Genomic DNA, 22,001 nt, shown 5'->3' with positions numbered 1-22,001 from the left:
TACGGGCCCCGGTTCGGTGGACTGCGGTGGACGCCCGCGACCGCTGGGGCCGACGGGGCGTCTCGGACGAGCGCCCACACTATCGGCTGGGCAACGGGACGGCCCGCCGCCTGTGGACAACCCACCTGCGACGGGCCGTTCGTCCCGTATGCGCGTGTGCCCGCCGGCTCCGAGGTGTCAGACCGCGGCCTTCTTCAGGCGGCGCCGTTCCCGCTCGGACAGTCCGCCCCAGATGCCGAAGCGCTCGTCGTTGGCGAGGGCGTATTCGAGGCACTCGGAGCGGACCTCGCACGCCAGGCAGACCTTCTTGGCCTCCCGGGTGGAACCGCCCTTCTCGGGGAAGAAGGACTCGGGGTCGGTCTGGGCGCACAGCGCGCGCTCCTGCCAGCCGAGTTCCTCGTCCGCGTCGTCGACCAGCAGTTGCTGCACCAGCTCGGTCATGTGCGCCCCTCGTCTGTCTTTCGCGTCCCCGTGATCTAGCCGTTACCGATTCCGGCTGAACGACACGAGTGAAATTACAAGTGTGCTGCTCCGGGCGAGTCAAGCCGAGATCTGCTATTGGGCCCCTTATTCACTCTGCGGAACCAAGGCCTAGCGGAAAGTGTTCAAATCGCCATAAACCTTGACAAGCAGATAAGGTCCGCGGGCTCTTCCGACCCGAGCAGGACCTGTACGAAGAAGGACGCCCAGGAGTCCGCCACCGTTCCTCGCGCGCCCGGTTGTGCGCCATGTGTCCCGATCAGCACCTGAACAAACCTTTCCCCTCCGAGATGAACCGGATGAGGTGAAACGCGTCCCACATACCGGGTGTCGAGTTGACAGCTCTGGTGTGAACCGGTGTCCTTGTGGGCATGCTCGCGAACTTGGCACTCACCACGACCCGCACCGCCGGGTCCCACGGTGCTGCCCGCGCTCGCTGTAGCTGTTGCTGTCACAGCTGTTGAGCCCGGCGATCCACCTCCGCCGCTCCAGCTGAAGGCCGAATCCTCCGGGACTCGGCCTTTGCCGTTCCCTCTGTCTGACTGACCTTCTTTCACTGAGGAACCACCCACTCGATGAACAGCGACAGCGACCTCCAGATCGCCGGCGACATCCTCGAAGTCCCGCACCTGCTCCAGGCCCCGCGCGAACACCCCGCGACGGTCGCGGAGTTCGTCGGCCTCGCGCGCGCCGTCGCCGCCGACCGCTCCCAGTGGGCGCACCTGGTCGAGTACGACGCCGCGTCGCGCTGGTACCACCGGCTGCGCACCGGGCCCGGCTACGAGGTGTGGCTGCTGTCGTGGGTGCCGGGGCAGGGCAGCGGGACGCACGACCACGGCCGTTCCTCCGGTGTGCTGACCGTCCTGGAGGGCGAGTTGACGGAACGCACCGAACGCGGCACACGCGCGTTGCGGGCCGGGGCCCAGCGGGTGTTCGCCCCCGGGTACGTCCACGAGGTCGTCAACGACGCCCTGGAGCCGGCGGTCAGCCTCCACGTCTACTACCCGGGTCTGACCGAGATGCCGATGCACACGGCCCAGACCTGCGCGGCCCGGCCGGTGACCGCCTGACGCGTTGTCGTACCCGCCTGCGAGACTTGGGTCCATGCGAATCGTGGTTCTGGCAGGCGGCATCGGCGGTGCCCGTTTCCTGCGCGGTCTGAAGCGGGCCGTGCCGGACGCGGACATCACGGTCATCGGCAACACCGGGGACGACATCCACCTCTTCGGGCTGAAGGTCTGCCCGGACCTCGACACGGTGATGTACACGCTCGGCGGCGGCATCAACGAGGAACAGGGCTGGGGCCGCGCCGAGGAGACCTTCCACCTCAAGGAGGAGCTGGCCGCCTACGGCGTGGGCCCCGAGTGGTTCGGCCTCGGCGACCGTGACTTCGCCACCCACATCGTGCGCACGCAGATGCTCGGCGCGGGCTTCCCGCTCAGCGCGGTCACCGAGGCGCTGTGCGACCGCTGGCAGCCGGGTGTGAGGCTGATCCCGATGTCCGACGACCGGGTCGAGACCCATGTCGCCGTCGACCTGGACGGCGAGCGCCGGGCGATCCACTTCCAGGAGTACTGGGTACGGCTGCGGGCCTCCGTCCCCGCCGAGGCGATCGTGCCGGTCGGCGCCGAGCAGGCCAAGCCCGCGCCCGGTGTGCTGGAGGCGATCGCCGCGGCCGACGTGATCCTCTTCCCGCCGTCCAACCCCGTCGTCTCCGTCGGCACCATCCTCGCGGTGCCCGGCATCCGCGAGGCGATCGCCGGGGCCGGGGTGCCGGTCGTGGGCCTGTCCCCCATCGTCGGGGACGCGCCCGTGCGCGGGATGGCCGACAAGGTGCTGGCGGCCGTGGGCGTGGAGTCGACGGCCGCGGCGGTCGCCGAGCACTACGGCTCGGGGCTGCTGGACGGCTGGCTCGTCGACACCGTGGACGCGGCGTCGGTGGAGCGGATCGAGTCGGCCGGCATCCGCTGCAAGGCGGTCCCGCTGATGATGACGGACCTGGAGGCGACCGCGCGGATGGCCCGCGAGGCGCTCGCCCTGGCCGAGGAGACGAGAGCGTCGTGACCCCGGACGGCTACCGCGCCTGGGCCGTGCCCGGCCTGCCCGAGGTCGCGCCCGGCGACGACCTCGCCAAGCTGATCGCCGCCGCCGAACCCGCGCTCGCCGACGGGGACGTCCTCCTCGTCACATCGAAGATCGTCTCCAAGGCGGAGGGCCGGATCGTCGAGGCCGCCGACCGGGAGACGGCCATCGACGCCGAGACGGTCCGGGTGGTCGCCCGGCGCGGCGCCCTCAGGATCGTCGAGAACCGGCAGGGTCTGATCATGGCCGCCGCCGGGGTGGACGCCTCCAACACCCCCGCCGGGACCGTCCTGCTGCTGCCTCAGGACCCGGACGCCTCCGCCCGCGCGATCCGCGAGGGCCTGCGCGACGCCCTCGGGGTCGACGTCGGCGTGATCGTCACCGACACCTTCGGGCGGCCCTGGCGCGCGGGGCTCACCGACGTCGCCATCGGCGCGGCCGGCGTGCAGGTGCTCGACGACCTGCGCGGCGGCACGGACGCCCACGGCAACCCGCTCAGCGCGACCGTCGTGGCCACGGCGGACGAACTGGCCGCCGCCGGCGACCTGGTCAAGGGCAAGGCCGCCGGGCTGCCCGTCGCCGTCGTACGAGGGCTCGCGCACATCGTGTCCGAGGAGCACGGGCAGGGGGCGGGCGCGATGGTGCGGGGCGCGCGCGACGACATGTTCCGGCTCGGCACCTCCGAGGCGGTACGGCTCGCGGTGACCCAGCGGCGTACGGTGCGGGCGTTCACGGACGAGCCCGTCGACGGCGGGGCCGTCCGGCGGGCGGTGGCCGCGGCGGTGACCGCCCCGGCGCCGCACCACACGACCCCCTGGCGGTTCGTGCTCCTGGAGTCGCCCGGGGCACGGACCGAGCTGCTCGACGCGATGCGGGACGCCTGGATCGCGGATCTGCGGCGGGACGGCAAGAGCGAGGAGTCCATCGCCAAGCGGGTGCGCCGGGGCGACGTCCTGCGCCGCGCCCCCTACCTGGTGGTGCCCTGTCTCGTCATGGACGGGTCGCACGACTACGGCGATCCGCGCCGCGACGGGGCGGAGCGGGAGATGTTCGTCGTCGCCACCGGTGCCGGCGTGCAGAACTTCCTCGTGGCGCTCGCCGGGGAACGGCTGGGGTCGGCGTGGGTGTCCTCGACGATGTTCTGCCGGGACGTCGTGCGCGAGGTGCTCGGGCTGCCCGGGGACTGGGATCCGATGGGGGCGGTGGCCGTCGGGCATCCGGCGGAGGAGCCTTCGCCCCGGGGCGGACGGGATCCGGGGATGTTCATCGAGGTGCGCTGACGGGGCGGGGCCGACGCGATCGTGGCCCTACCCTCGTAAGGGTCCTTCACCCTCGTGAGGGGCCTTCCGCCTCCGCCTCATCTCTCCCGGGACCTCCCTCGTGTCAGGACGCTTCTCTCCGCGGCCCACGCGTACGACCGTGCGCGGCGGGCAGGTCGCCGTGCCCGGGGGCGTGCCGGGGCCCGCGGCGGCGCCGGGGCGGGTGCGGACGTACGTGCCGGACGGGGAGCTGGATCTGGGGCTGGTGCTCGGGCCGCTGCGGCGCGGGCCCGGTGATCCGACGTTCCGGGCGATGCCCGACGGGTCGGTGTGGCGGGCCAGTCTGACGCCGGCGGGGCCCGGGACACTGCGGGTCGCCGTGCGCGGCGGGGAGGTGCACGGGGAGGCGTGGGGGCCGGGGGCCGAGTGGCTGCTCGACGCGATGCCCGGCCTGCTCGGCGCGGCGGACGATCCGTCGGCGTTCGCACCGCGGCACCGGCTGCTGGCGGTGACCCGGCATCGGCGTCCGGGGCTGCGGCTGACGCGGACCGGGCTGGTGCTGGAGTCCTTGATCCCCTCGGTCCTCGAACAGAAGGTGACGACGGACGAGGCCTACCGCGCCTGGCGGTCGCTCGTGCGGAAGTTCGGTGAGCCGGCGCCGGGGCCCGCGGCGGGCGGGCGGTTGTGGGTGATGCCCGCGCCCCGGGCCTGGGCGCTGATCCCGTCGTGGGAGTGGCATCGGGCCGGGGTCGACGACAAGCGGGCGTCGACGATCCTGCGTGCGGTGCGGGTCGCCTCGCGGATGGAGGAGGCGGTGGGGATGTCCGCCGGGGAGGCTCGGGCGCGGCTGGAGGCCGTGCCGGGGATCGGGCCGTGGACGTCGGCGGAGACCGTGCAGCGCAGTCATGGGGCGGCGGACGCGGTGACCGTGGGGGATCTGCATCTGCCGGGGATCGTGGGGTGGGCGCTGGCCGGGGACCGGGACGCGGACGACGCGGTGATGCTGTCGTTGCTGGAGCCCTATGCCGGGCAGCGGCATCGGGCGGCCCGGTTGATCCTGCTGAGCGGGCGGACGCCGGCCCGGCGGGCGCCGCGGATGCCCCGGGGGGACATCGGGCGGCTCTGAGGGTTTTCCCCGCCCCCGCCGCCCCTTCCCGTTCCCGTCCCGGGGGGCCGCGCCCCCGGACCCCCGCCGTCGGCCCCTCGGGCCTCGTCCTCACACGCCGGACGGGCTGGAAAACGCCCAGGGGCTGCGCACGCCCCAACGGGTGGGTGGGGGTTCGGGACGGCGCAGGGCCGGCCTCGGGCGCCGGACCGACTGAAAGCGGCCGGGCAACGGGGCCCGCTGAAAGACGGCCGGGCCGCGTGCCGGCCGCCCCCGGCGGCTACTCGTCCGAGGAGAAGCGGACCGCTCCTGCCGGGATCCGGGCGTCGCACCAGACTCTCGCGCCCTGGAGGAGTTCGTTGCGGGCGCCGACGAAGGCGCCGTCACCGATGACCGTGCCGGTGAGGACGGAGCGTTCGCCGATGCGGGCGCGGGTGCCGATGAGGGAGTCGGTGATGACCGCGCCGGGCTCGATGACGGCGCCCGGGAGGATCGTGCTGCCGGAGATACGGGCGCCCTCGGAGATACGCGCGCCCTCGCCGACCACCGTGCCGCCGGTGAGCTTGGCGTCGGGGGCGACCCTGGCCGTGGGGAGGATGAGACGGTCCCCGCAGCGGCCGGGCACCGCGGGGGACGGGGCGCGGCCCAGGACCAGGTCGGCCGAGCCGCGGACGAAGGCGGCGGGGGTGCCGAGGTCGAGCCAGTAGGTCGAGTCGACCATGCCCTGGAGGTGGGCTCCGGCCGCCAGGAGGCCGGGGAACGTCTCGCGTTCCACGGACACGGGTCTGCCCGCCGGGATGGTGTCGATCAGCGAGCGGCGGAAGACGTACGCGCCCGCGTTGATCTGGTCGGTGACGATCTCCTCGGGGCTCTGGGGCTTCTCCAGGAAGGCCAGCACCCGGCCCGTGTCGTCCGTGGGGACCAGGCCGTAGGCGCGGGGGTCCGTGACCTTGGTCAGGTGCAGGGAGACGTCCGCGTTCGTGCGCTCGTGGGTGGCGACCAGGGCTCTGATGTCCAGGCCGGTCAGGATGTCGCCGTTGAAGATCAGGACCGGGTCGTCGGGGCCGGAGCGGAGCCGGGAGGCGACGTTGCGGATGGCTCCGCCGGTGCCGAGCGGCTCCTCCTCCGTGACGTACTCGATGTGCAGGCCGAGGGCCGAGCCGTCGCCGAAGTGCGGTTCGAAGACCTCGGCGAGGTAGCTGGTCGCCAGAACTATGTGGTCGACGCCCGCCGCTCTCGCCCGCGCCAGCTGGTGCGTGAGGAAGGGCACCCCGGCCGCGCGGACCATGGGCTTGGGCGTGTTCACCGTGAGCGGGCGCAGCCTCGTGCCCTTGCCGCCGACGAGGAGGATCGCTTCTGTCACCTGTCGTCTCTGCTTCCTGCCGGAACCGGCCGAACTGTTCTTCGACCGGTCAGTGTATGCAGACCGTGGCGCGGTGCCTTCGACAGCGGTGGGGTGGTCCGTGCGTCCTCGTGCCTCGCCCCCGTCGGCGGTGGGTCAACGTCCCTGGTAGCGCGCCGCGTTCGAGCGGGCGGTGCCGAGTTTGCGGTAGAGCTGCCAGCCGGGGCAGGCGGTGGAGAAGCCGTCCCGGTGACCGGAGATGACGTTCAGTCGTACGTTCTTACCTTTTCGGTAGAGATTTCCACCCCCGGACTTCAGGTATGTCTTGCCGCGCGGGTTGGCGCCGTAGATGCCGAGCTTCCAGGCGGTGAGCCGGGCGACGGCGGTCACGGAGGCCGTGGGCGGGCGGCTGGAGCCGAAGGTGCCGATGACGGCGACGCCCATGCTGTCGGTGTTGAAGCCGAGCGTGTGGGCGCCGAGGACCGCCTTGGCCACTCCCCCGGCGCGGCCTTCGTAGATCCGGCCGCACTTGTCGACGAGGAAGTTGTAGCCGATGTCCCGCCAGCCCATGCTCTTGACGTGGTAGCGGTAGATACCGCGGATGACGGAGGGCGCCTGGGAGCAGCGGTAGCCGTTGCCGGTGGCGGTGTGGTGCACGAAGGCCGCCTTGACCTTGCGGGTGTAGACGAACTTCTTCTCGCGCAGCTTCTCGTCGGCGCCCCAGCCCCGGCGGGTGACGATCCGCGGGCGCGGGCCGATCCGCGGCTTCCCGCTCTGCCGTCCGGCCGGTTCGGCGCCGCGCAGCGCGTACAGCTCCTGCTCGGTGCGCGCCCGGTCCAGTTCGGGGATCTCCAGGGCGCCGAGCGGGGCGAGGTCGGCGTTGGCGGCGGCGGAGGCGACGGCCTCGGGGGTCTCGGCGCCGAACCGGGCGGCCCGCGGACCGTTCCCGGCCGCGGTGGCGCCGGCCGTGGCGGTGCCGGCCGCGCCGGGGTCGACGAGTTCGAGGCGCAGCCCGGAGGGGAGGGCGGCTGCGGCGCCCGGGGCGGCGGCGCGGGTGCGCTCGGACCGGACCCGGACCTGTACGCCGTCCGACTCCCCCACCCACAGGGGTGCCGTCGCGCCGCGCACCCGGCCGGCGGCGCGTTCGGCGGCGTCCGGGTCTGCGCCGTCGTCGCCGTAGTGCGTCTCGACGTCCTGCCAGCCGGACCAGGTCCCGGAGGCGGCGGCCCGGACGCGGACCTCGACGCGGCCGTCGAGGTGGGTGTCCGGGTCGTCCCAGACGACGCCCAGCATCGAGAAGCGGTGCACGTCGCCCCGGGACAGTCCCTGCTCGGCCGAACCGCCGACGGCGCGGTTCAGGGGCGCGAGGGGCAGGGACTGCGTACTGCCGGGGACGAGCACTTCCGCGCTCGGGCGCGCGACGGTCGCGGCGGCGGGCGGGGTCAGTGGAAGGGCGAGTGCGGCCGCGCACGTGACACCGATCGAGGAAGCAATAAATCCACGCATGTCACCGATCTTGAACATATTCATACATTCATGTCCATCCGGGATCTGACGGACCCTCGGCTCGCGTTCCGCCGAACCGGTGGCCCCGCACCCCGCCGGGCGGCCGGGGGCCCGCGTACGCTTGCCCGGGTGAACGCCACCGATCGCACCCCCGCCGACCTGCTGCGTTCCGCGCTCGCCGCGGACCCCGGACGCCCCCTGGTGACCTTCTACGACGACGCCACGGGCGAACGCGTGGAACTGTCCGTGGCCACCTTCGCCAATTGGGTGGCCAAGACTGCCAATCTGCTCCAGGGCGAGCTGTCCGCGGAGCCCGGCGACCGGGTCGCACTGCTGCTGCCCGCGCACTGGCAGACCGCGGTGTGGCTGCTGGCGTGCTCGTCGGTGGGCGTGGTCGCCGACGTCGCCGGCGACCCGAAGGCGGCCGACCTCGTGGTGAGCGGCCCGGACACCCTGGACGCGGCCCGCGCCTGCTCCGGCGCCCGGATCGCGCTCGCCCTGCGTCCGCTCGGCGGCCGGTTCCCGCAGACCCCGGACGGCTTCGCCGACTACGCCGTCGAGGTGCCCGGACAGGGCGACCGCTTCGCGCCGTACGCGCCCGTGGACCCCGAGGAGCCCGCGCTCGTCGTGGCCGGGCGGGAGTCCAGCGGCGCCGAGGTGGTGGAGCGGGCGCGGGCCGAGGCGGCCGGGCTCGGGCTGACCGGACCGGGCGCCCGGCTGCTGTCGGGGCTGGCGTACGACACCTGGCCGGGGCTCGCCGCCGGGCTGTACGCGCCGCTGGCCACCGGCGGGTCCGTGGTGCTGTGCCGCAACCTCGACCGGCTCGACGAGGAAGCGCTGGCCAGGCGGGTCGAGAGCGAGCGGGTCACCGCCACCGCGCGCTGAGCGGGACGTCCCCCGTTCGGCCCCCTACCGCTCCCCCTCCGGCGCCGGCCCACGCCATGGTCGTAGAGACAGCTCGCACGCCATGATCCGTACGCCGTGAGGGGTGGACTCCGTCGTGAGCGACAGCGCAGGCACTCTGGGTCCGGGAGCGGGGTCGTCGGCCTCCGGCGACGGGCTGATACGCCGGCGCAGACGGCGCCGGCTGCGGCTGGGGGCGGCCGGGCTGGCCACCGCCGCGGCGGTGGCCCTGGGGGCCGGGTGGGTGGTGTACGCGAAGCTGGACGGGAACATCACGCCGGACGAGGCCGCCGCCGCGGAACTCGCCCGGTACGCGAAGGAACGGCCGACGTCGCTCGTCAAGGACGCGCAGAACATCCTGCTGATCGGCTCGGACTCGCGCTCGGGCAGCGGCAACGGGCGCTACGGCCGGGACTCGGGCACCGAGCGGTCCGACACCACGATCCTGCTGCATCTGGCCGCCGGGCGGCGCAGCGCGACGGCGGTCTCGCTCCCCCGCGACCTGATGGTGGACGTGCCGGCCTGTCTGCGGCCGGACGGGGACCGGACCGAACCGATGTTCGCGATGTTCAACCACGCCTTCGAGACGGGCGGTTCGGCCTGCACGATCCGGACCGTGGAGAAGCTGACCGGGGTGCGGATCGACCATCACATGGTCGTCGACTTCCATGGCTTCAAGGACATGGTCGACGCCGTCGACGGGGTGCGGATGTGTCTCGCGGAGCCCATCCACGACAAGTCCGCCAAGCTGCGGCTGCCCAAGGGGGAGGTCACCCTCGACGGCGAGCAGGCCCTCGGCTACGTCCGCGCCCGCAAGTCGCTCGGCAACGGCAGCGACACCGACCGGATGGACCGGCAGCAACGATTCCTCGCGGCGCTCGTCAACAAGGTGCAGAGCAATGACGTCCTGCTGAATCCGGTGAAGCTCTATCCGGTCCTGGACGCGGCGACCTCCTCCCTGACCACCGACCCGGACCTGGCGAGTCTGCGCGGTCTGTACGAACTCGTGCGCGGGGTGCGGGACATCCCCACCGAACGTGTGCAATTCCTGACCGTTCCCCGGGAGTCGTACGTCTACAACGCCAATCGCGACCAGCTCGTGGAGCCCGCGGCGGAGAAGCTTTTCGAGCGGCTGCGCACCGACCGGCCGGTCGCCGTGACCGGGCCGTCCGGGGCGCGACCGGCCGACGGGGCCGCCACTCCGGCGCCCACGTTCCGCGGAAACACGGCCGCGGAGGGCACCTGCGAGTAAAGCCACGACCAAGTCGGTGCACGGATGTCCAAAGAAATGCGGCGGATTGCCCAGTTGTAGGGACGTGGAATGTGTCACCGTCGTCGCTCGACGCCGAACCGGCCGGATAGTGTGAGCGATCCTGTGCTCCGATCCGTACTTCCGACCGGAAGGTCTTCCAGGATCAGGCACAGAGTGTGTGACGAGACCCGAGCGCCTTTGAGGGGGAAGGCGCCGCGTGGCCCCGACGGAGGATTCGGACAACCGTGGACGCGCAAGGCCGTGGGCGGGCGGACAACATCGACCCCGCAGACCAGTGGGTACTCAATCCGAGCACTGGCGAATACGAACTGCGACTGACTCCTTCCGCACCGCAATCGGGAGCGGTCCCATCACCCCGGAGAGCGGCGAGCCGTTCCGGCTCCGCGGGCGGCGCCGCCACGCGCGGACGCACGGCTCCGGCCGACGCTCCCGGGCGGGACGTCCCGGCGCCGCGCAGACGGCGGGGCGCGCCGGAGGAGCCGCCGCCCGGGCGGCGTGGCCGGCGGCCGGTGAAGAAGAAGCCGAAGGCGAAGAAAATACTGCTGTGGACCGGCGGTGTGATGGCGTTCGTGCTGGTCGGCACGGCGGGCGCCGGATACCTCTACATCAAGCACCTCAACGACAACATCACGTCCGTCTCCGACGACGGGGCGAGCACCGGTGGCTTCCAGAAGGACAAGGCCATCAACATCATCGTCATCGGCACGGACAAGCGCACGGGCGCGGGCAACGACAAGTACGGCGACAAGGGCAGCGTCGGCCACGCCGACACCACGATCCTGTTCCATGTCTCCAAGGACCGCACGAACGCCACCGCGCTGAGCATCCCGCGCGACCTGATCGTCGACGTCCCGGACTGTCCCACCACGCAGGAGGACGGCACCGAGGAGGTCATCCCGGGCTCGACCGGTGTGCGTTTCAACACCAGCCTCGGCCAGAGCGGCCGGACGCCCAGCTGCACGGTGCGCACGGTCACCGAGCTCACCGGGGTGCAGGCCGACAATTTCATGGTGGCCGACTTCAACGCCGTGAAGACGCTGAGCTCGGCGGTGGGCGGGGTCGAGGTGTGCCTGGCCAAGGACATCGACGACGCCGACTCGCATCTGAAGCTCTCCAAGGGCAAGCACACGATCGAGGGCGAGCAGGCGCTGGCGTTCGTGCGCACCCGGCACTCCGTCGGCTTCGGCGGCGACCTGAGCCGGATCGGGCTCCAGCAGCAGTTCCTGAGCGCGCTGATGCGCAAGCTGAAGTCCAACGACACCCTCACCAGCCCGACGAAGATGCTGAAGCTGGCCGAGGCGGGCACGGAGGCGCTGACCGTCGACTCCCAGCTCGACAGCATCGGCAAGCTGAAGGACCTGGGCCTGGAGCTGGGCAAGCTGAACGTGAAGAACCTGACGTTCACGACGGTGCCCGTGATCGACAACCCGGCGGAGAAGGTTCCCTCCACCGTGGTCCTCAAGGAGTCCGCGGCTCCCCAGGTCTTCCAGATGATCAAGAACGACGTGTCGTTCACCGAGGTCAAGCAGCAGAAGAAGAAGGAGGCCGCCGCCGTCGCCGCCCGTCTGAAGGGCACGAAGTCGGACGCCTCCGAGGTGCGGGTGCAGGTCCTCAACGGCGGGGCGCCGGCCGGCAGCGCCCAGGAGGAGCTCACCTACCTCCAGACCAAGGCGGGTGTCACCAAGTCGGAGAACGCGGGCAACGCGGAGAAGACACAGGCGAAGACGACCCTGGAGTACGACCCGGACCAGGCCGACCAGGCCCGTCGGCTCGCCGACATCCTGGGGCTGAGCGGATCGATGATGAAGCCCGGCGAGAGCGTCACCAACGCGCAGGGGCTGCCCACGATGACGCTGACGCTGGGCGAGGACTTCAAGGGGGCCGGCGTGAAGATGAACTCCTCCTCGGCGGCCGACATCGACGTGGAGAAGTCGACGGCGGACGAGGTGAAGTGCGCGAGTTGACCCTGTGACGGGTGTGACCTGACAGGCCTGTCGTACGTCTAACAGGACGTACCGACAGGCCTGTTGGTGTGTGTGGGGCGGGGGACGGGACAGGGGGCGGGGAGATGACCCAGCAGGGGGTGCGCGGTGATGCCGCAGGCCGGCGCGAGCGGCGGCACCGGGCGGCGGGGCCGTCCGGACCGCGACCGGGGCGCGGACACCGGGTGCTGCGCTGGTCGGCGACGGGGCTGGCGCTGGTGGTGCTCGGCACGGCGGGCGCCGGTTACCTCTACTACGAGCACCTGAACGGCAACATCGAGAAGGGCGAGCGCAGCGGCGGCGACTCCAAGGCGCGGCGCGCCGAGCCGAACGCCGCCGGGCAGACGCCGCTGAACATCCTGCTGATCGGCTCGGACAGCCGGGCCTCCGCCGAGAACGTGAAGCTCGGCGGGAGCAGGGACAACCGCGGCAACCCGCCGCTGGGCGATGTGCAGATGCTGATCCACCTGTCCGCGGACCGCAGGAGCGCGGCGATGGTGAGCATCCCCCGGGACACCCGGGTGGACATACCGAAGTGCACCGACCCGAAGACCGGCGAGGTGTTCCCGGCGACCAACGGCATCATCAACACCACGCTCGCCCGGGGCGGCGCGGGCTGCACGCTGACGACCTGGGAGAACCTCACCGGCGTCTACATCGACCACTGGATGACGATCGACTTCGCGGGCGTGGTGCGCATGGCGGACGCGGTCGGCGGGGTCGAGGTGTGCGTGAACCAGAACGTGTGGGACCGTCCGCTGCCCTCGCTGTCCGGCGGCTCCGGGCTGAAGATGACGGCCGGGCGCAAGAAGGTCAAGGGCGAGCAGGCGCTCCAGTGGCTGCGCACCCGGCACGCCTGGGGCAGCGACCCGCTGCGGGCGCGGGCCCAGCACATGTATCTGAACTCGATGATCCGCTCGCTGAAGCAGCAGAACGTCTTCACCGACGGCGGACGTCTGATGGACCTGGCCGAGGCGGCGACGAAGTCCCTGAAGGTCTCCGAGGAGATCGGCAGCGTGAAGAAGCTGTACGGCCTCGGCAAGGAGCTGAAGACGGTGCCGGCGGACCGGATCACCATGGCGACGATGCCGAACGTCGAGGACCCGCAGAACAGGGACCATCTGGTGCCCGAGGCCGCGGGCGCCGAGAAGATGTGGCGGATGCTCCGCGAGGACGTGCCCTTCGACGACAAGGGCACCGCGAAGGAGTCGGAGGAGTCGAGGAAGCGGGCGGACGCCGGGAAGGTCTCGAAGGACCCGGCGGCGGCCGACGACCGGATCGGGGTCGCGGTCGTGAACGCGACCGCGTCCGACACCCTCGGACCGGTCTCCGGCCGCGCCCGCGCGGTCGCCGGCCGGCTCGTGAGCAAAGGTTTCACCAGGGCTGCCGCGGACACCACGGCCGGGCTCTCCGCGGATGCGACGGTGGTGCGGTACCCGAGCGCCGACCTGGAGGGCGACGCACAGCGGGTCGCCAAGTCCCTTGGTATCGCGCTGAGTTCAGTGAAGAAGTCAGCGGATGTGTCAGCGGTCACAGTGGTCGTGGGTGCCGACTGGCGCTCGGGCGACACCTACCCGGAGCAGGCGGACACCGAGGCCGGTGATCTACCGGCCAATTCGGACGAACTGAACGGCGCGGACAGCAGTAAGTGCATGGACGTGTACCAGCCGTACCGCTTCTGAGAGGGCGCTGAAAATCCGCTGTGGGAGCGCCTCTCGCGCCCCACAGCGAACTCTTAACCAGCTACAGAATGATGAACCGCGCTCGCGTACGCTTTCGAACAGTGGACCGGGCGGCACAGGGGCCGTCCGCCGAGTAGGCCCGGCCGTCGTGTTCCCGTCGTCCGCCCGAAGGGCGGGCAGGCGGGAACACGACGGCCGGGCCCCTGGGGAGGCTCGGCGGTCAGGCGCGGCGCGGTCGCGAGGGTGGGGAGGCAGGGAGTTGGCGCAGAGTGTGCGCAAAGAAGTCCCCGCGGTCGAGGACACGATGTCCCTCACACCGCAGGACACGGCACCGCCCGCCGAACAGGGCGGACGGCGCAGATCCGGGCCCGGCCGGCGCAAGGCCTCACGGCGTGCGCTGCGCTGGTCGGCGATCGTGCTGGCGGTGGTGATAGTGGGCACCGCGGGAGCGGGCTTCCTCTACTACCGGCACCTCAACAGCAACATCAAGAACGACGACCTGAACATCGGTGACGCGAAGGACCGCGCCTCGGAGTCCGAGGCCAACGCGGCCGGCCAGAAGCCGCTGAACATCCTGCTGATCGGCTCGGACGCCCGCAACACGGCGGAGAACCAGAAGCTAGGCGGCGCCAAGGAGACCTACAACTCCACACCGCTCGCCGATGTGCAGATGCTGGTCCACGTCTCGGCGGACCGCAGCAACATGTCGGTGGTGAGCATGCCGCGCGACACCCTCGTCACCATCCCGAAGTGCACCGACCCGGACGACGGCACGGTGTACGCGGCGACGACCGGCCGCACGATGACGAACCAGTCGCTGGGCCGCGGCGGCCCAGGCTGCACGGTGGCGACGTGGGAGAAGCTCACCGACATCCACATCGACCACTTCATGATGATCGACTTCTCGGGTGTGGTGTCGATGGCGGACGCCGTCGGCGGCGTCCCCGTCTGCGTGGACGCCAACGTCTACTCCCGCACCTCCAGCGGCAGCGGCTCCGGCCTGAAGCTCAAGGAGGGCACCACGTCCATCAAGGGCAAGCAGGCCCTGCAGTGGCTGCGCACCCGCTACGGCTTCGAGGACGGCAGCGACCTCGCCCGGGCCCGCGCCCAGCACATGTACATGAACTCCATGGTCCGCCAGCTCCGCGAGAACGCGACACTGAGCAACCCCGGCAAGCTCATGGACCTCGCCGAGGCCGCCACGAAGGCGCTCACGGTCGACGACGGCCTCGACACCGTCAAGAAGCTCTACGACCTCGCGGGCCAGCTCAAGAAGGTCCCCACCGAGCGCATCACCATGACGACGATGCCCAGCCGGTACGTCGGCGCGCGGGTGGAGCCCACCGACGACGCGGACACCCTGTTCCGGCTGGTCCGCGAGGACATCGCGCTGGACGGCAAGGACAAGAAGAAGGCCGCGGCGGACGAGGAGACCACCACCTCCGACACGGCCGCGGCGGACGACAAGATCGGCGTCGCGGTGCAGAACGGCACCCGCACCGACACCCTCGCCCCGGTCTCCGGCCGTGCCACGGACATCGCCGAGCTGCTCACCGGCAAGGGCTTCACGCAGGCGGCGCCGGACACCACGGCGGCCACCGCCGAGGAGACGACCCTGATCCGCTACCCGAGCGTCGACCTCAAGGCCGACGCCCTGCGGGTCGCCAAGGTGCTCGGCATCCCGACCGGCTCGGTGAAGAAGTCCACCGACGTCTCCGGGGTGACCCTCGTCGTCGGCGCCGACTGGCGCTCGGGGACGGCGTACGAGGCGCCGGAGGAGTCGGACGAGACACCGACGACGGCGGACGCCATCAACGGCGCCGACGACACCAAGTGCATGCACGTGAACCCGGACTACACCTGGTAGTCCGGGTTCCCGGGAGCGTTCGCGCCGGCGCCGCTCAGGCGTCGGCGGTGACCGCGGGGCGGCGCGCCGCGATGACCTTCCTGGCCAGCGACTTGGGGCTGGTCAGGAAGCCCCACCCCCACGACATGTGCATCGTGGCGAGGGCGACGGGGATCTGGAGCCGCGCCTTCAGCGGCAGCCCCTTGCCCGCCGGGAGCGACCCGAGGGCGATGGCGGCGAGGTAGCCGGCGGGGATCACGAACCCGAGCGGGGTCAGGGCCGCGCCCACGACGAGCCCGGCCGCGATCGCGACGACCGCCGTCGGCGGGGCGAGGTAGCGCAGGTTGATCGACCCGGAGTGGTAGCGGGCGACGACGTGCCGCCAACGCCCGTAGTCCTTGTACTGCTTGGCGAGGGCCTTGACGCTCGGCCGGGGCCGGTAGGAAACGCGCAGCTCCGGCGAGAACCAGATCAGCCCGCCGGCCTCCCGGATCCGGAAGTTGAGCTCCCAGTCCTGGGCGCGGATGAACTCCACGTTGTAGCCGCCCGCCCGCTCCAGCGCCTCACGCCGGAAGACACCGAGGTAGACGGTCTCGGCGGGGCCGGCCTGGCCTCCGGTGTGGAAGGCGGCGTTGCCGACGCCGATCCGGGACGTCATCGCGGCGGCGACGGCGTGCTCCCAGTCGTTCTCGCCCTCGGCGTGCATGATCCCGCCGACGTTCTGCGCGCCGGTCTCCTCCAGGAGGCGCACGGCGGTGGTGATGTAGTCGGGCGAGAGCATGCCGTGGCCGTCGACGCGGACGACGACCGGATGGCGGGAGGCCTTGATCGCGGCGTTGAGCGCGGCGGGCGTGCGCCCGGTCGGGTTGGGGACGGTGACGACCCGGGGGTCTTCGGCGACGAGCTGTGCCGCGATCTCGTCCGTACGGTCCCGGGACGGACCGAGGGCGATCACGACCTCCATCTCGCCGGCGTACTCCTGCGCGAGGATCGCTTCTACTGCTCCACGCAAGTGCCGTTCCTCGTCGAGGACGGGCATGATCACGGAAACGGCGGGGTGGCGCACGTCGGGATTGGCGTTCATAGGGGGGTCACGTTACCGCGAACGGGGGACACGGGTGCGCCCCGCCCGGGGCGGTGCCCGGGGTCGCAGATCGTATGGACCTACGGTGCTCATGATCCCTCGTTCGGCTGCCCTCGCGGAGGTGTCCCCCATGCCCACGCCGCCCCGCCGGCCTCAGCCCGCCCGGCGCAGACCGGCTCCCGCCGCCCGGCCCGTCCGGCGGCCGAGGCGTCCGCGCTGGGCCGTGCGGGCGGTGACGACGCTGTCCGTGGTCGTCCTGGCCTCGGCCGGGATCGGGCACGCCGTGGTCACCAGCCTCGACGCGGACATCGCGCGCGTGGACCCCTTCAAGGACATGAAGAACCGCCCGCGGGCCGGCCACGGCATGAACGTGCTGCTCGTCGGCACCGACGGCCGCGACAGGATCTCCAAGGCCGACAAGCAGAAGTACCGGCTCGGCGGCGCCCCCTGCCACTGCACCGACACGATCATGATGGTGCACATCTCGGAGGACCGGGAGCGCGCGAGCGTGGTGAGCCTGCCGCGCGACTCGTACGCCATGACGCCCCCGCACACCGACCAGACCACGGGCGAGAAGCACCATGGCCACGCCATCAAGATCAACGCGGCGTACGCGGAGGGCGGCCCCAACCTCACCGTCCGCACGGTCGAGAGCATGACCCACGTGAAGATCGACCACTATCTGGAGGTCGACTTCACCAGCTTCATGAAGACGGTGGACGTGCTCGGCGGGGTGAGGATCTGCACGGCGGAGCCGCTCAAGGACTCCTACACCGGCCTGGACCTCCCGGCGGGCACGCACACCCTCCAGGGCGGCGAGGCCCTCCAGTACGTCCGCTCCCGGCACATCGACGGCGCGGCGGACCTGGGCCGGATGAAGCGGCAGCAGCGTTTCATGGCGGCGCTGATCGACCGGGCGACGTCGTCCGGCATCCTGCTCAACCCGATGAAGTTCCGGGACGTGACCCGGGCGGTGCTGGGCTCGGTCCGCGCGGACAAGGGCTTCGGCACGGACGAACTGCTGGACCTGGGCCGGGCGATGCGCGACTTCTCACCCTCCTCGTCGGAGTTCACGACCGTCCCGATCGGGACCATGGGCTTCGCCGTCAAGGGCGTCGGCTCGACCCTTAAGTGGGACCCGGTCCGCTCCGAGCGGCTCTTCAAGGCGCTGCGCGACGACCGCCCCCTGGCCGCGCACAAGCCCCGCAGCAAGGCCGTACGGGTCGCCGTGGCCCCCCAGCAGATCCGGGTCCAGGTCGAGAACGGCACCCCGACCGCGGGCCTGGGCAGGAAGGCCGACCGGCAGCTCGCGGCGACCGGCTTCCGCACCACCCACCAGCCGGTGAACGTGGCGGACCGCACCGTGAAGCGCACGGTCGTCGCCTACGACCCCCGCTGGGACCGCTCCGCCCGGTCCCTGGCCGCCGCGCTGCCGGGCGCCGAACTGCGCGCGGTGAAGGGGCAGGGAGCCGTGCTGAAGGTGATCGTCGGGGCGGACTTCGAGCGGGTGCGCAAGGTGCGGGCCGACGACCCGTACCAGGGCGAGTCCGGGGTGGTCACGGGCGACGAGGTGGGCTGCTCCTGAGCGCCGGGCCGCGCGGGAACCGGTGGAAGCGGATTCCGCGGGTCCGTCCGATGGCGGGCCGGGCCCGGCAGGCGTAGGACGGTAGGACACGGGGCCTGCCCCGGGCTCCGCGTCCCCCAGGAGGAGCCATGACCACCCAGTCCGGAACGGCCGCGATGAGCAAGGCGACGCAGGACTGCGTCGAGGCCTGCATGGCCTGCCACACCGTGTGCGAGGAGACCATGAGCTCCTGTATGCAGATGGGCGGCGGTCAGGCCCAGATGCAGATCATGCGAACGCTCATCGACTGCTCCGAGATGACCCGTATGTGCGCGGACATGATGATGCGCCGCTCCCCCATGGCCGCCGAGATGTGCGCGCTGTGCGCGCGGGCCTGCGACCTGTGCGCCGAGGCGTGCATGTCGATGCCCGACGACGCCCAGATGACGCGCTGCGCCGAGGCGTGTCGCCGCTGCGCGGAGAGGTGCCGGGCGATGGCCGGCGCGGCGATGTGAGCGAGCGCCCCGGGAAGACGCCGAGGGGCACCCCGCGGGGTGCCCCTCACTGCTGCGCGCGGTGTCTCAGTTGCCGGAGACGGTGACCTTCTCGTCGTTCTTCAGCTGCTCGACGAGCGTCTTGACCTTGGCCTTGTCCCAGACGAGGTTGCCGCCGGTGGAGCCGGAGATCGGCATGTTCATCGACTTGCCGTCGCCGCCGCTGACGCCCTTCATCGCCCAGAACATGTCGGCCAGGTCGAACAGGCCCATGTCCTTGTCGACGATGAGGGTGTCCAGGCCCGCGCTCATCGTCGGGTAGAGCTTGAAGGGGTTGAGCACCGTGGAGGGTGTCGCCACCTTGTTCGCGAGGGCCGAGAGGAACTTCTGCTGGTTCTTCGTGCGGTCCAGGTCGGAACCCGCGAGGGCGTACCGGGTACGGACGAAGGCCAGGGCCTCCTCGCCGTTCAGGGTCTGCTCACCCGCCTCGAAGTCGGCGCCGGACTTGGTGTCCTTCATGCCGCCCTTGGGGATGGTGATGTCCACGCCGCCGACCGCGTCCACGATGTTGGCGAACCCGGCGAAGCCGATCTCGACGTAGTGGTCGATGTGCAGGCCGGTGTTGAACTCGACCGTGCGCACGAGCAGCTCGGGGCCGTCCTCGGCGTACGCGGCGTTCAGCTTCACGTGCCGGCCGGTGCCCTGGTACGTCTTGCCGGACTCGGAGCCCTTGTACGTCGGGATCTCCACGTCCGAGTCGCGCGGCAGCGAGACCAGCGTGGAGCCGTTGTCGCCGGTGTGCAGGATCATCATCGAGTCCGTGCGCTTGCCCTCGGCGGACCCGGTGTGCAGCTTCTTCTTCTCCTCTGCGGACATGCCCGCGCGGCTGTCCGAACCGACGATCAGGTAGTTGGTGCCCTCGCCCGTGTCCGGCCGGTCGATGACCTTCGAGAGGTCGACCTCGCGGTTGAGCTTGGAGTCGGCCCAGAAGTAGGTGCCGACGGTGGTGACCACGAGGACGGTCACGACGGTGATCGCCGTCCACTTGATCCGGCGCCGCCAGTCGGGCGCGGGCCGCCCCTCACCGGAACGGCCGCCGCCCCCGGGTCCGCCACCGCCGTAGACCTGGCCGGTGTTGTACCCGCTGTCGTACCCGTCGTCGCCGTGGCCGCCGCCGTACTGCGACTGCTGCGGGACGCCGCCCCCGTACGGCGGTGCCGCGCCGTCGCCCCCGTAGCCACCCCCGCCCGGGGCGGGTCGCCGGACCTGACGCATGACGCGGGCGGGCTCCGGCTGTGCGCCGGCGCTGCCGCGTCCGTAGCGGTCGTTGCCGCGATTGTCGTCGGACCATCCCTGGGGCCAATCGTTCATGGGGCCCAGTGTGCAGGGATCGGCTGTGTCCTTTACAAGGGTCGTAGGAAAATCAGGTCACGGCTGTTGCGAACCCAACACAAAGTCCGCAGACCAGACCTCGGCATAAGGTAGGGGCCATGACAGACCAGGCCTCAGCAGCGGAGTCCGGCATTGCGGGCAAGCCGACATCGGCGTCCCGGACGACGCTCAGCCACATCATGACCCACAACGACACCAACCTTCTGGGGACGGTGCACGGCGGTGTGATCATGAAGCTGGTCGACGACGCCGCGGGCGCCGTGGCCGGGCGCCACTCCGGCGGCCCCGCCGTCACCGCGTCCATGGACGAGATGGTGTTCCTGGAGCCGGTCAGGGTCGGTGACCTCGTCCATGTGAAGGCCCAGGTCAACTGGACCGGGCGGACCTCGATGGAGGTCGGGGTGCGGGTCCTGGCGGAACGCTGGAACGAGTCCACGCCCGCCACCCAGGTCGGCTCCGCCTACCTCGTCTTCGCCGCCGTCGACGCCGACGGCAAGCCCCGGATCGTGCCGCCCGTCCTCCCGGAGACCGAGCGCGACGAGCGCCGCTGCCAGGAGGCCCAGATCCGCCGCACCCACCGCCTCGCCCGCCGCCGCGCGATCCGCGAGCTGCGGGAGAAGCGCGCGGCGGAGGGCATCGGGGACTGAGCCCCGGGACGGATCAGGGCAGGTTGCGCGCCATCACGATGCGCTGGACCTGGTTGGTGCCCTCGTAGATCTGCGTGATCTTGGCGTCGCGCATCATGCGCTCGACCGGGTAGTCACGGGTGTAGCCGTAGCCGCCGAGGAGCTGGACGGCGTCCGTGGTGACCTCCATGGCCACGTCCGAGGCGAAGCACTTGGCGGCGGCGCCCTGGAAGGTCAGGTCGGCGTCGAGGCGCTCGGAGGCCGCGGCGGCCTGGTACGTCAGGGCGCGGGCGGCGGCGATCTTCATGGCCATGTCGGCGAGCATGAACTGGATGCCCTGGAAGTCGGCGATGGGCTTGCCGAACTGCTTGCGCTCCTGGACGTAGCCCTTGGCGTAGTCCAGCGCGCCCTGGGCCACGCCGAGGGCCTGGGCGGCGATGGTGATGCGGGTGTGGTCGAGGGTCTTCATCGCGGTGGCGAAGCCGGTGCCCTCGTCGCCGATCATCCGGTCGGCCGGGATGCGGACGTTGTCGAGGTAGACCTCGCGGGTCGGGGAGCCCTTGATGCCGAGCTTCTTCTCCGGGGCGCCGAAGGAGACGCCGCCGTCCGACTTCTCGACGACGAACGCCGAGATCCCCTTGGAGCGCTTGTCGGGGTCCGTCACGGCCATGACCGTGTAGTAGTCGGAGACGCCGGCGTTGGTGATCCAGCGCTTCACGCCGTTGAGGATCCAGTGGTCGCCGTCGCGGACCGCGCGGGTCTTCATGCCGGCCGCGTCGGAACCGGCGTCCGGCTCGGACAGGCAGTAGGAGAACATGCCGTCGCCCTTGGCGAGCGGGGTCATGTACTTCTTCTTCAGCTCCTCGGAGCCGGAGAGGATCACCGGCAGGGAGCCCAGCTTGTTCACGGCCGGGATCAGGGACGAGGAGACGCACACCCGCGCCACCTCCTCGATCACGATGACCGTGGCGAGCGCGTCGGCGCCCGCGCCGCCGTACTCCTCGGGCACGTGGACGGCGTGCAGGTCGCTGGCGACGAGCGCGTCGAGGGCCTCCTGCGGGAAGCGGGCGTCCTCGTCCACCGCGGCGGCGTGGGGCGCGATCTTCGCCTCGGCCAGCGAGCGGATGGCGTCGCGGAGCATGTCGTGCTCCTCGGACGGGCGGTACAGGTCGAAGTCAGCCGATCCGGCCAAGGTCTCTCACGCTCCAAAACGCTGCGGTTGCCGACGCTAATTACCGTTAAGTAACTCAAATTTTAGGGGCCTGCCCACGGGAGTGATACGTGAGCTTGGCGACAGGGGGAAAGCTGCCCGTCGAGGCACCTTCCCACGCCCCGGCTATGCTCGGGCACCGCGCACCACCGCAGCACCGCTGACCTCTAC

18 protein-coding genes are annotated in these 22,001 nt (G+C 71.3%); 12 read left to right on the top strand and 6 right to left on the bottom strand.

Annotated elements, in window-relative coordinates; translation table 11 throughout:
* Window positions 1-177 precede the first annotated feature (177 nt).
* Window positions 178-441: a WhiB family transcriptional regulator gene (locus ACIPSE_RS38690; protein WP_003975777.1), complete on the bottom strand. Its 264-nt coding sequence runs from the start codon at window positions 439-441 to the stop codon at window positions 178-180.
* A gap of 614 nt (window positions 442-1,055) precedes the next feature.
* Here ACIPSE_RS38690 and ACIPSE_RS38685 point away from each other — a divergent pair.
* From ACIPSE_RS38685 to ACIPSE_RS38670, 4 genes are all read left to right on the top strand, one after another.
* Complete coding sequence (locus ACIPSE_RS38685; protein ID WP_401672500.1) at window positions 1,056-1,550, top strand: cysteine dioxygenase; 495 nt, start codon at window positions 1,056-1,058, stop codon at window positions 1,548-1,550.
* 34 nt (window positions 1,551-1,584) lie between these two features.
* Window positions 1,585-2,544: a 2-phospho-L-lactate transferase gene (gene cofD / locus ACIPSE_RS38680; RefSeq protein ID WP_401672497.1), complete on the top strand. Its 960-nt coding sequence runs from the start codon at window positions 1,585-1,587 to the stop codon at window positions 2,542-2,544.
* Window positions 2,541-3,842, top strand: a complete 1,302-nt coding sequence (locus ACIPSE_RS38675) for a coenzyme F420-0:L-glutamate ligase (RefSeq protein ID WP_401672495.1) — start codon at window positions 2,541-2,543, stop codon at window positions 3,840-3,842. Before cofD ends, ACIPSE_RS38675 begins: the two co-directional genes overlap by 4 nt.
* Window positions 3,843-3,942: 100 nt before the next feature.
* Window positions 3,943-4,947 carry a DNA-3-methyladenine glycosylase family protein gene (locus tag ACIPSE_RS38670; protein WP_401672493.1) on the top strand — a complete coding sequence of 335 codons (1,005 nt, stop codon included), beginning with the start codon at window positions 3,943-3,945 and terminating at the stop codon, window positions 4,945-4,947.
* Window positions 4,948-5,206: 259 nt separating this feature from the next.
* Here ACIPSE_RS38670 and ACIPSE_RS38665 read toward each other — a convergent pair whose 3' ends face one another.
* Both ACIPSE_RS38665 and ACIPSE_RS38660 read right to left on the bottom strand, forming a co-directional pair.
* On the bottom strand, window positions 5,207-6,289 hold the full coding sequence (locus ACIPSE_RS38665) for a sugar phosphate nucleotidyltransferase (RefSeq protein ID WP_401672490.1): 1,083 nt from the start codon (window positions 6,287-6,289) through the stop codon (window positions 5,207-5,209).
* Window positions 6,290-6,424: 135 nt separating this feature from the next.
* The gene (locus tag ACIPSE_RS38660) at window positions 6,425-7,792 is read right to left on the bottom strand and encodes a peptidoglycan recognition protein (protein WP_401672570.1); all 1,368 of its coding nucleotides are present in this window, start codon (window positions 7,790-7,792) and stop codon (window positions 6,425-6,427) included.
* A gap of 111 nt (window positions 7,793-7,903) precedes the next feature.
* On the opposite strand from ACIPSE_RS38660, the gene ACIPSE_RS38655 reads away from it, so the two are divergent.
* The 5 genes from ACIPSE_RS38655 to ACIPSE_RS38635 all read left to right on the top strand — a co-directional run bounded on the left by ACIPSE_RS38655 (window position 7,904) and on the right by ACIPSE_RS38635 (window position 15,481).
* Complete coding sequence (locus ACIPSE_RS38655; protein ID WP_401672488.1) at window positions 7,904-8,659, top strand: TIGR03089 family protein; 756 nt, start codon at window positions 7,904-7,906, stop codon at window positions 8,657-8,659.
* Window positions 8,660-8,774: 115 nt separating this feature from the next.
* Window positions 8,775-9,929 (top strand): LCP family protein, encoded by a 1,155-nt coding sequence (locus ACIPSE_RS38650; protein WP_401672485.1) that lies wholly within the window; start codon window positions 8,775-8,777, stop codon window positions 9,927-9,929.
* A 245-nt stretch (window positions 9,930-10,174) separates the two neighbouring features.
* Window positions 10,175-11,914 (top strand): LCP family protein, encoded by a 1,740-nt coding sequence (locus ACIPSE_RS38645; protein ID WP_401672482.1) that lies wholly within the window; start codon window positions 10,175-10,177, stop codon window positions 11,912-11,914.
* Window positions 11,915-12,018: 104 nt separating this feature from the next.
* Window positions 12,019-13,614 (top strand): LCP family protein, encoded by a 1,596-nt coding sequence (locus ACIPSE_RS38640; protein ID WP_401672480.1) that lies wholly within the window; start codon window positions 12,019-12,021, stop codon window positions 13,612-13,614.
* A gap of 304 nt (window positions 13,615-13,918) precedes the next feature.
* Window positions 13,919-15,481, top strand: coding sequence for an LCP family protein (locus ACIPSE_RS38635; protein WP_401672568.1), 1,563 nt, complete (start codon window positions 13,919-13,921; stop codon window positions 15,479-15,481).
* 34 nt (window positions 15,482-15,515) lie between these two features.
* Here ACIPSE_RS38635 and ACIPSE_RS38630 read toward each other — a convergent pair whose 3' ends face one another.
* Window positions 15,516-16,544, bottom strand: a complete 1,029-nt coding sequence (locus ACIPSE_RS38630) for a glycosyltransferase family 2 protein (protein ID WP_401672478.1) — start codon at window positions 16,542-16,544, stop codon at window positions 15,516-15,518.
* Between the two features lie 130 nt (window positions 16,545-16,674).
* On the opposite strand from ACIPSE_RS38630, the gene ACIPSE_RS38625 reads away from it, so the two are divergent.
* Both ACIPSE_RS38625 and ACIPSE_RS38620 read left to right on the top strand, forming a co-directional pair.
* Entirely contained in the window at window positions 16,675-18,129 is a 1,455-nt protein-coding gene (locus tag ACIPSE_RS38625) for an LCP family protein (RefSeq protein WP_401672475.1), read from the top strand.
* 128 nt (window positions 18,130-18,257) lie between these two features.
* Window positions 18,258-18,623 (top strand): four-helix bundle copper-binding protein, encoded by a 366-nt coding sequence (locus ACIPSE_RS38620; protein ID WP_401672472.1) that lies wholly within the window; start codon window positions 18,258-18,260, stop codon window positions 18,621-18,623.
* Between the two features lie 66 nt (window positions 18,624-18,689).
* On the opposite strand, the gene ACIPSE_RS38615 is transcribed toward ACIPSE_RS38620, so the two are convergent.
* Window positions 18,690-19,973: an LCP family protein gene (locus tag ACIPSE_RS38615; protein WP_401672470.1), complete on the bottom strand. Its 1,284-nt coding sequence runs from the start codon at window positions 19,971-19,973 to the stop codon at window positions 18,690-18,692.
* A gap of 119 nt (window positions 19,974-20,092) precedes the next feature.
* Here ACIPSE_RS38615 and ACIPSE_RS38610 point away from each other — a divergent pair, with 119 nt between their 5' ends.
* Window positions 20,093-20,641 (top strand): acyl-CoA thioesterase, encoded by a 549-nt coding sequence (locus tag ACIPSE_RS38610; RefSeq protein WP_401672467.1) that lies wholly within the window; start codon window positions 20,093-20,095, stop codon window positions 20,639-20,641.
* 13 nt (window positions 20,642-20,654) lie between these two features.
* Here the strand turns inward: ACIPSE_RS38610 and ACIPSE_RS38605 are convergent, their stop codons facing one another.
* The gene (locus tag ACIPSE_RS38605) at window positions 20,655-21,812 is read right to left on the bottom strand and encodes an acyl-CoA dehydrogenase family protein (RefSeq protein ID WP_401672465.1); all 1,158 of its coding nucleotides are present in this window, start codon (window positions 21,810-21,812) and stop codon (window positions 20,655-20,657) included.
* Window positions 21,813-22,001: the final 189 nt, after the last annotated feature.

It is taken from the genome of Streptomyces sp. NPDC090106, assembly GCF_044747265.1.
In the GTDB taxonomy this organism is placed as follows: Bacteria; Actinomycetota; Actinomycetes; order Streptomycetales; family Streptomycetaceae; genus Streptomyces.
This window is presented reverse-complemented; position numbering and strand designations above follow the sequence as displayed.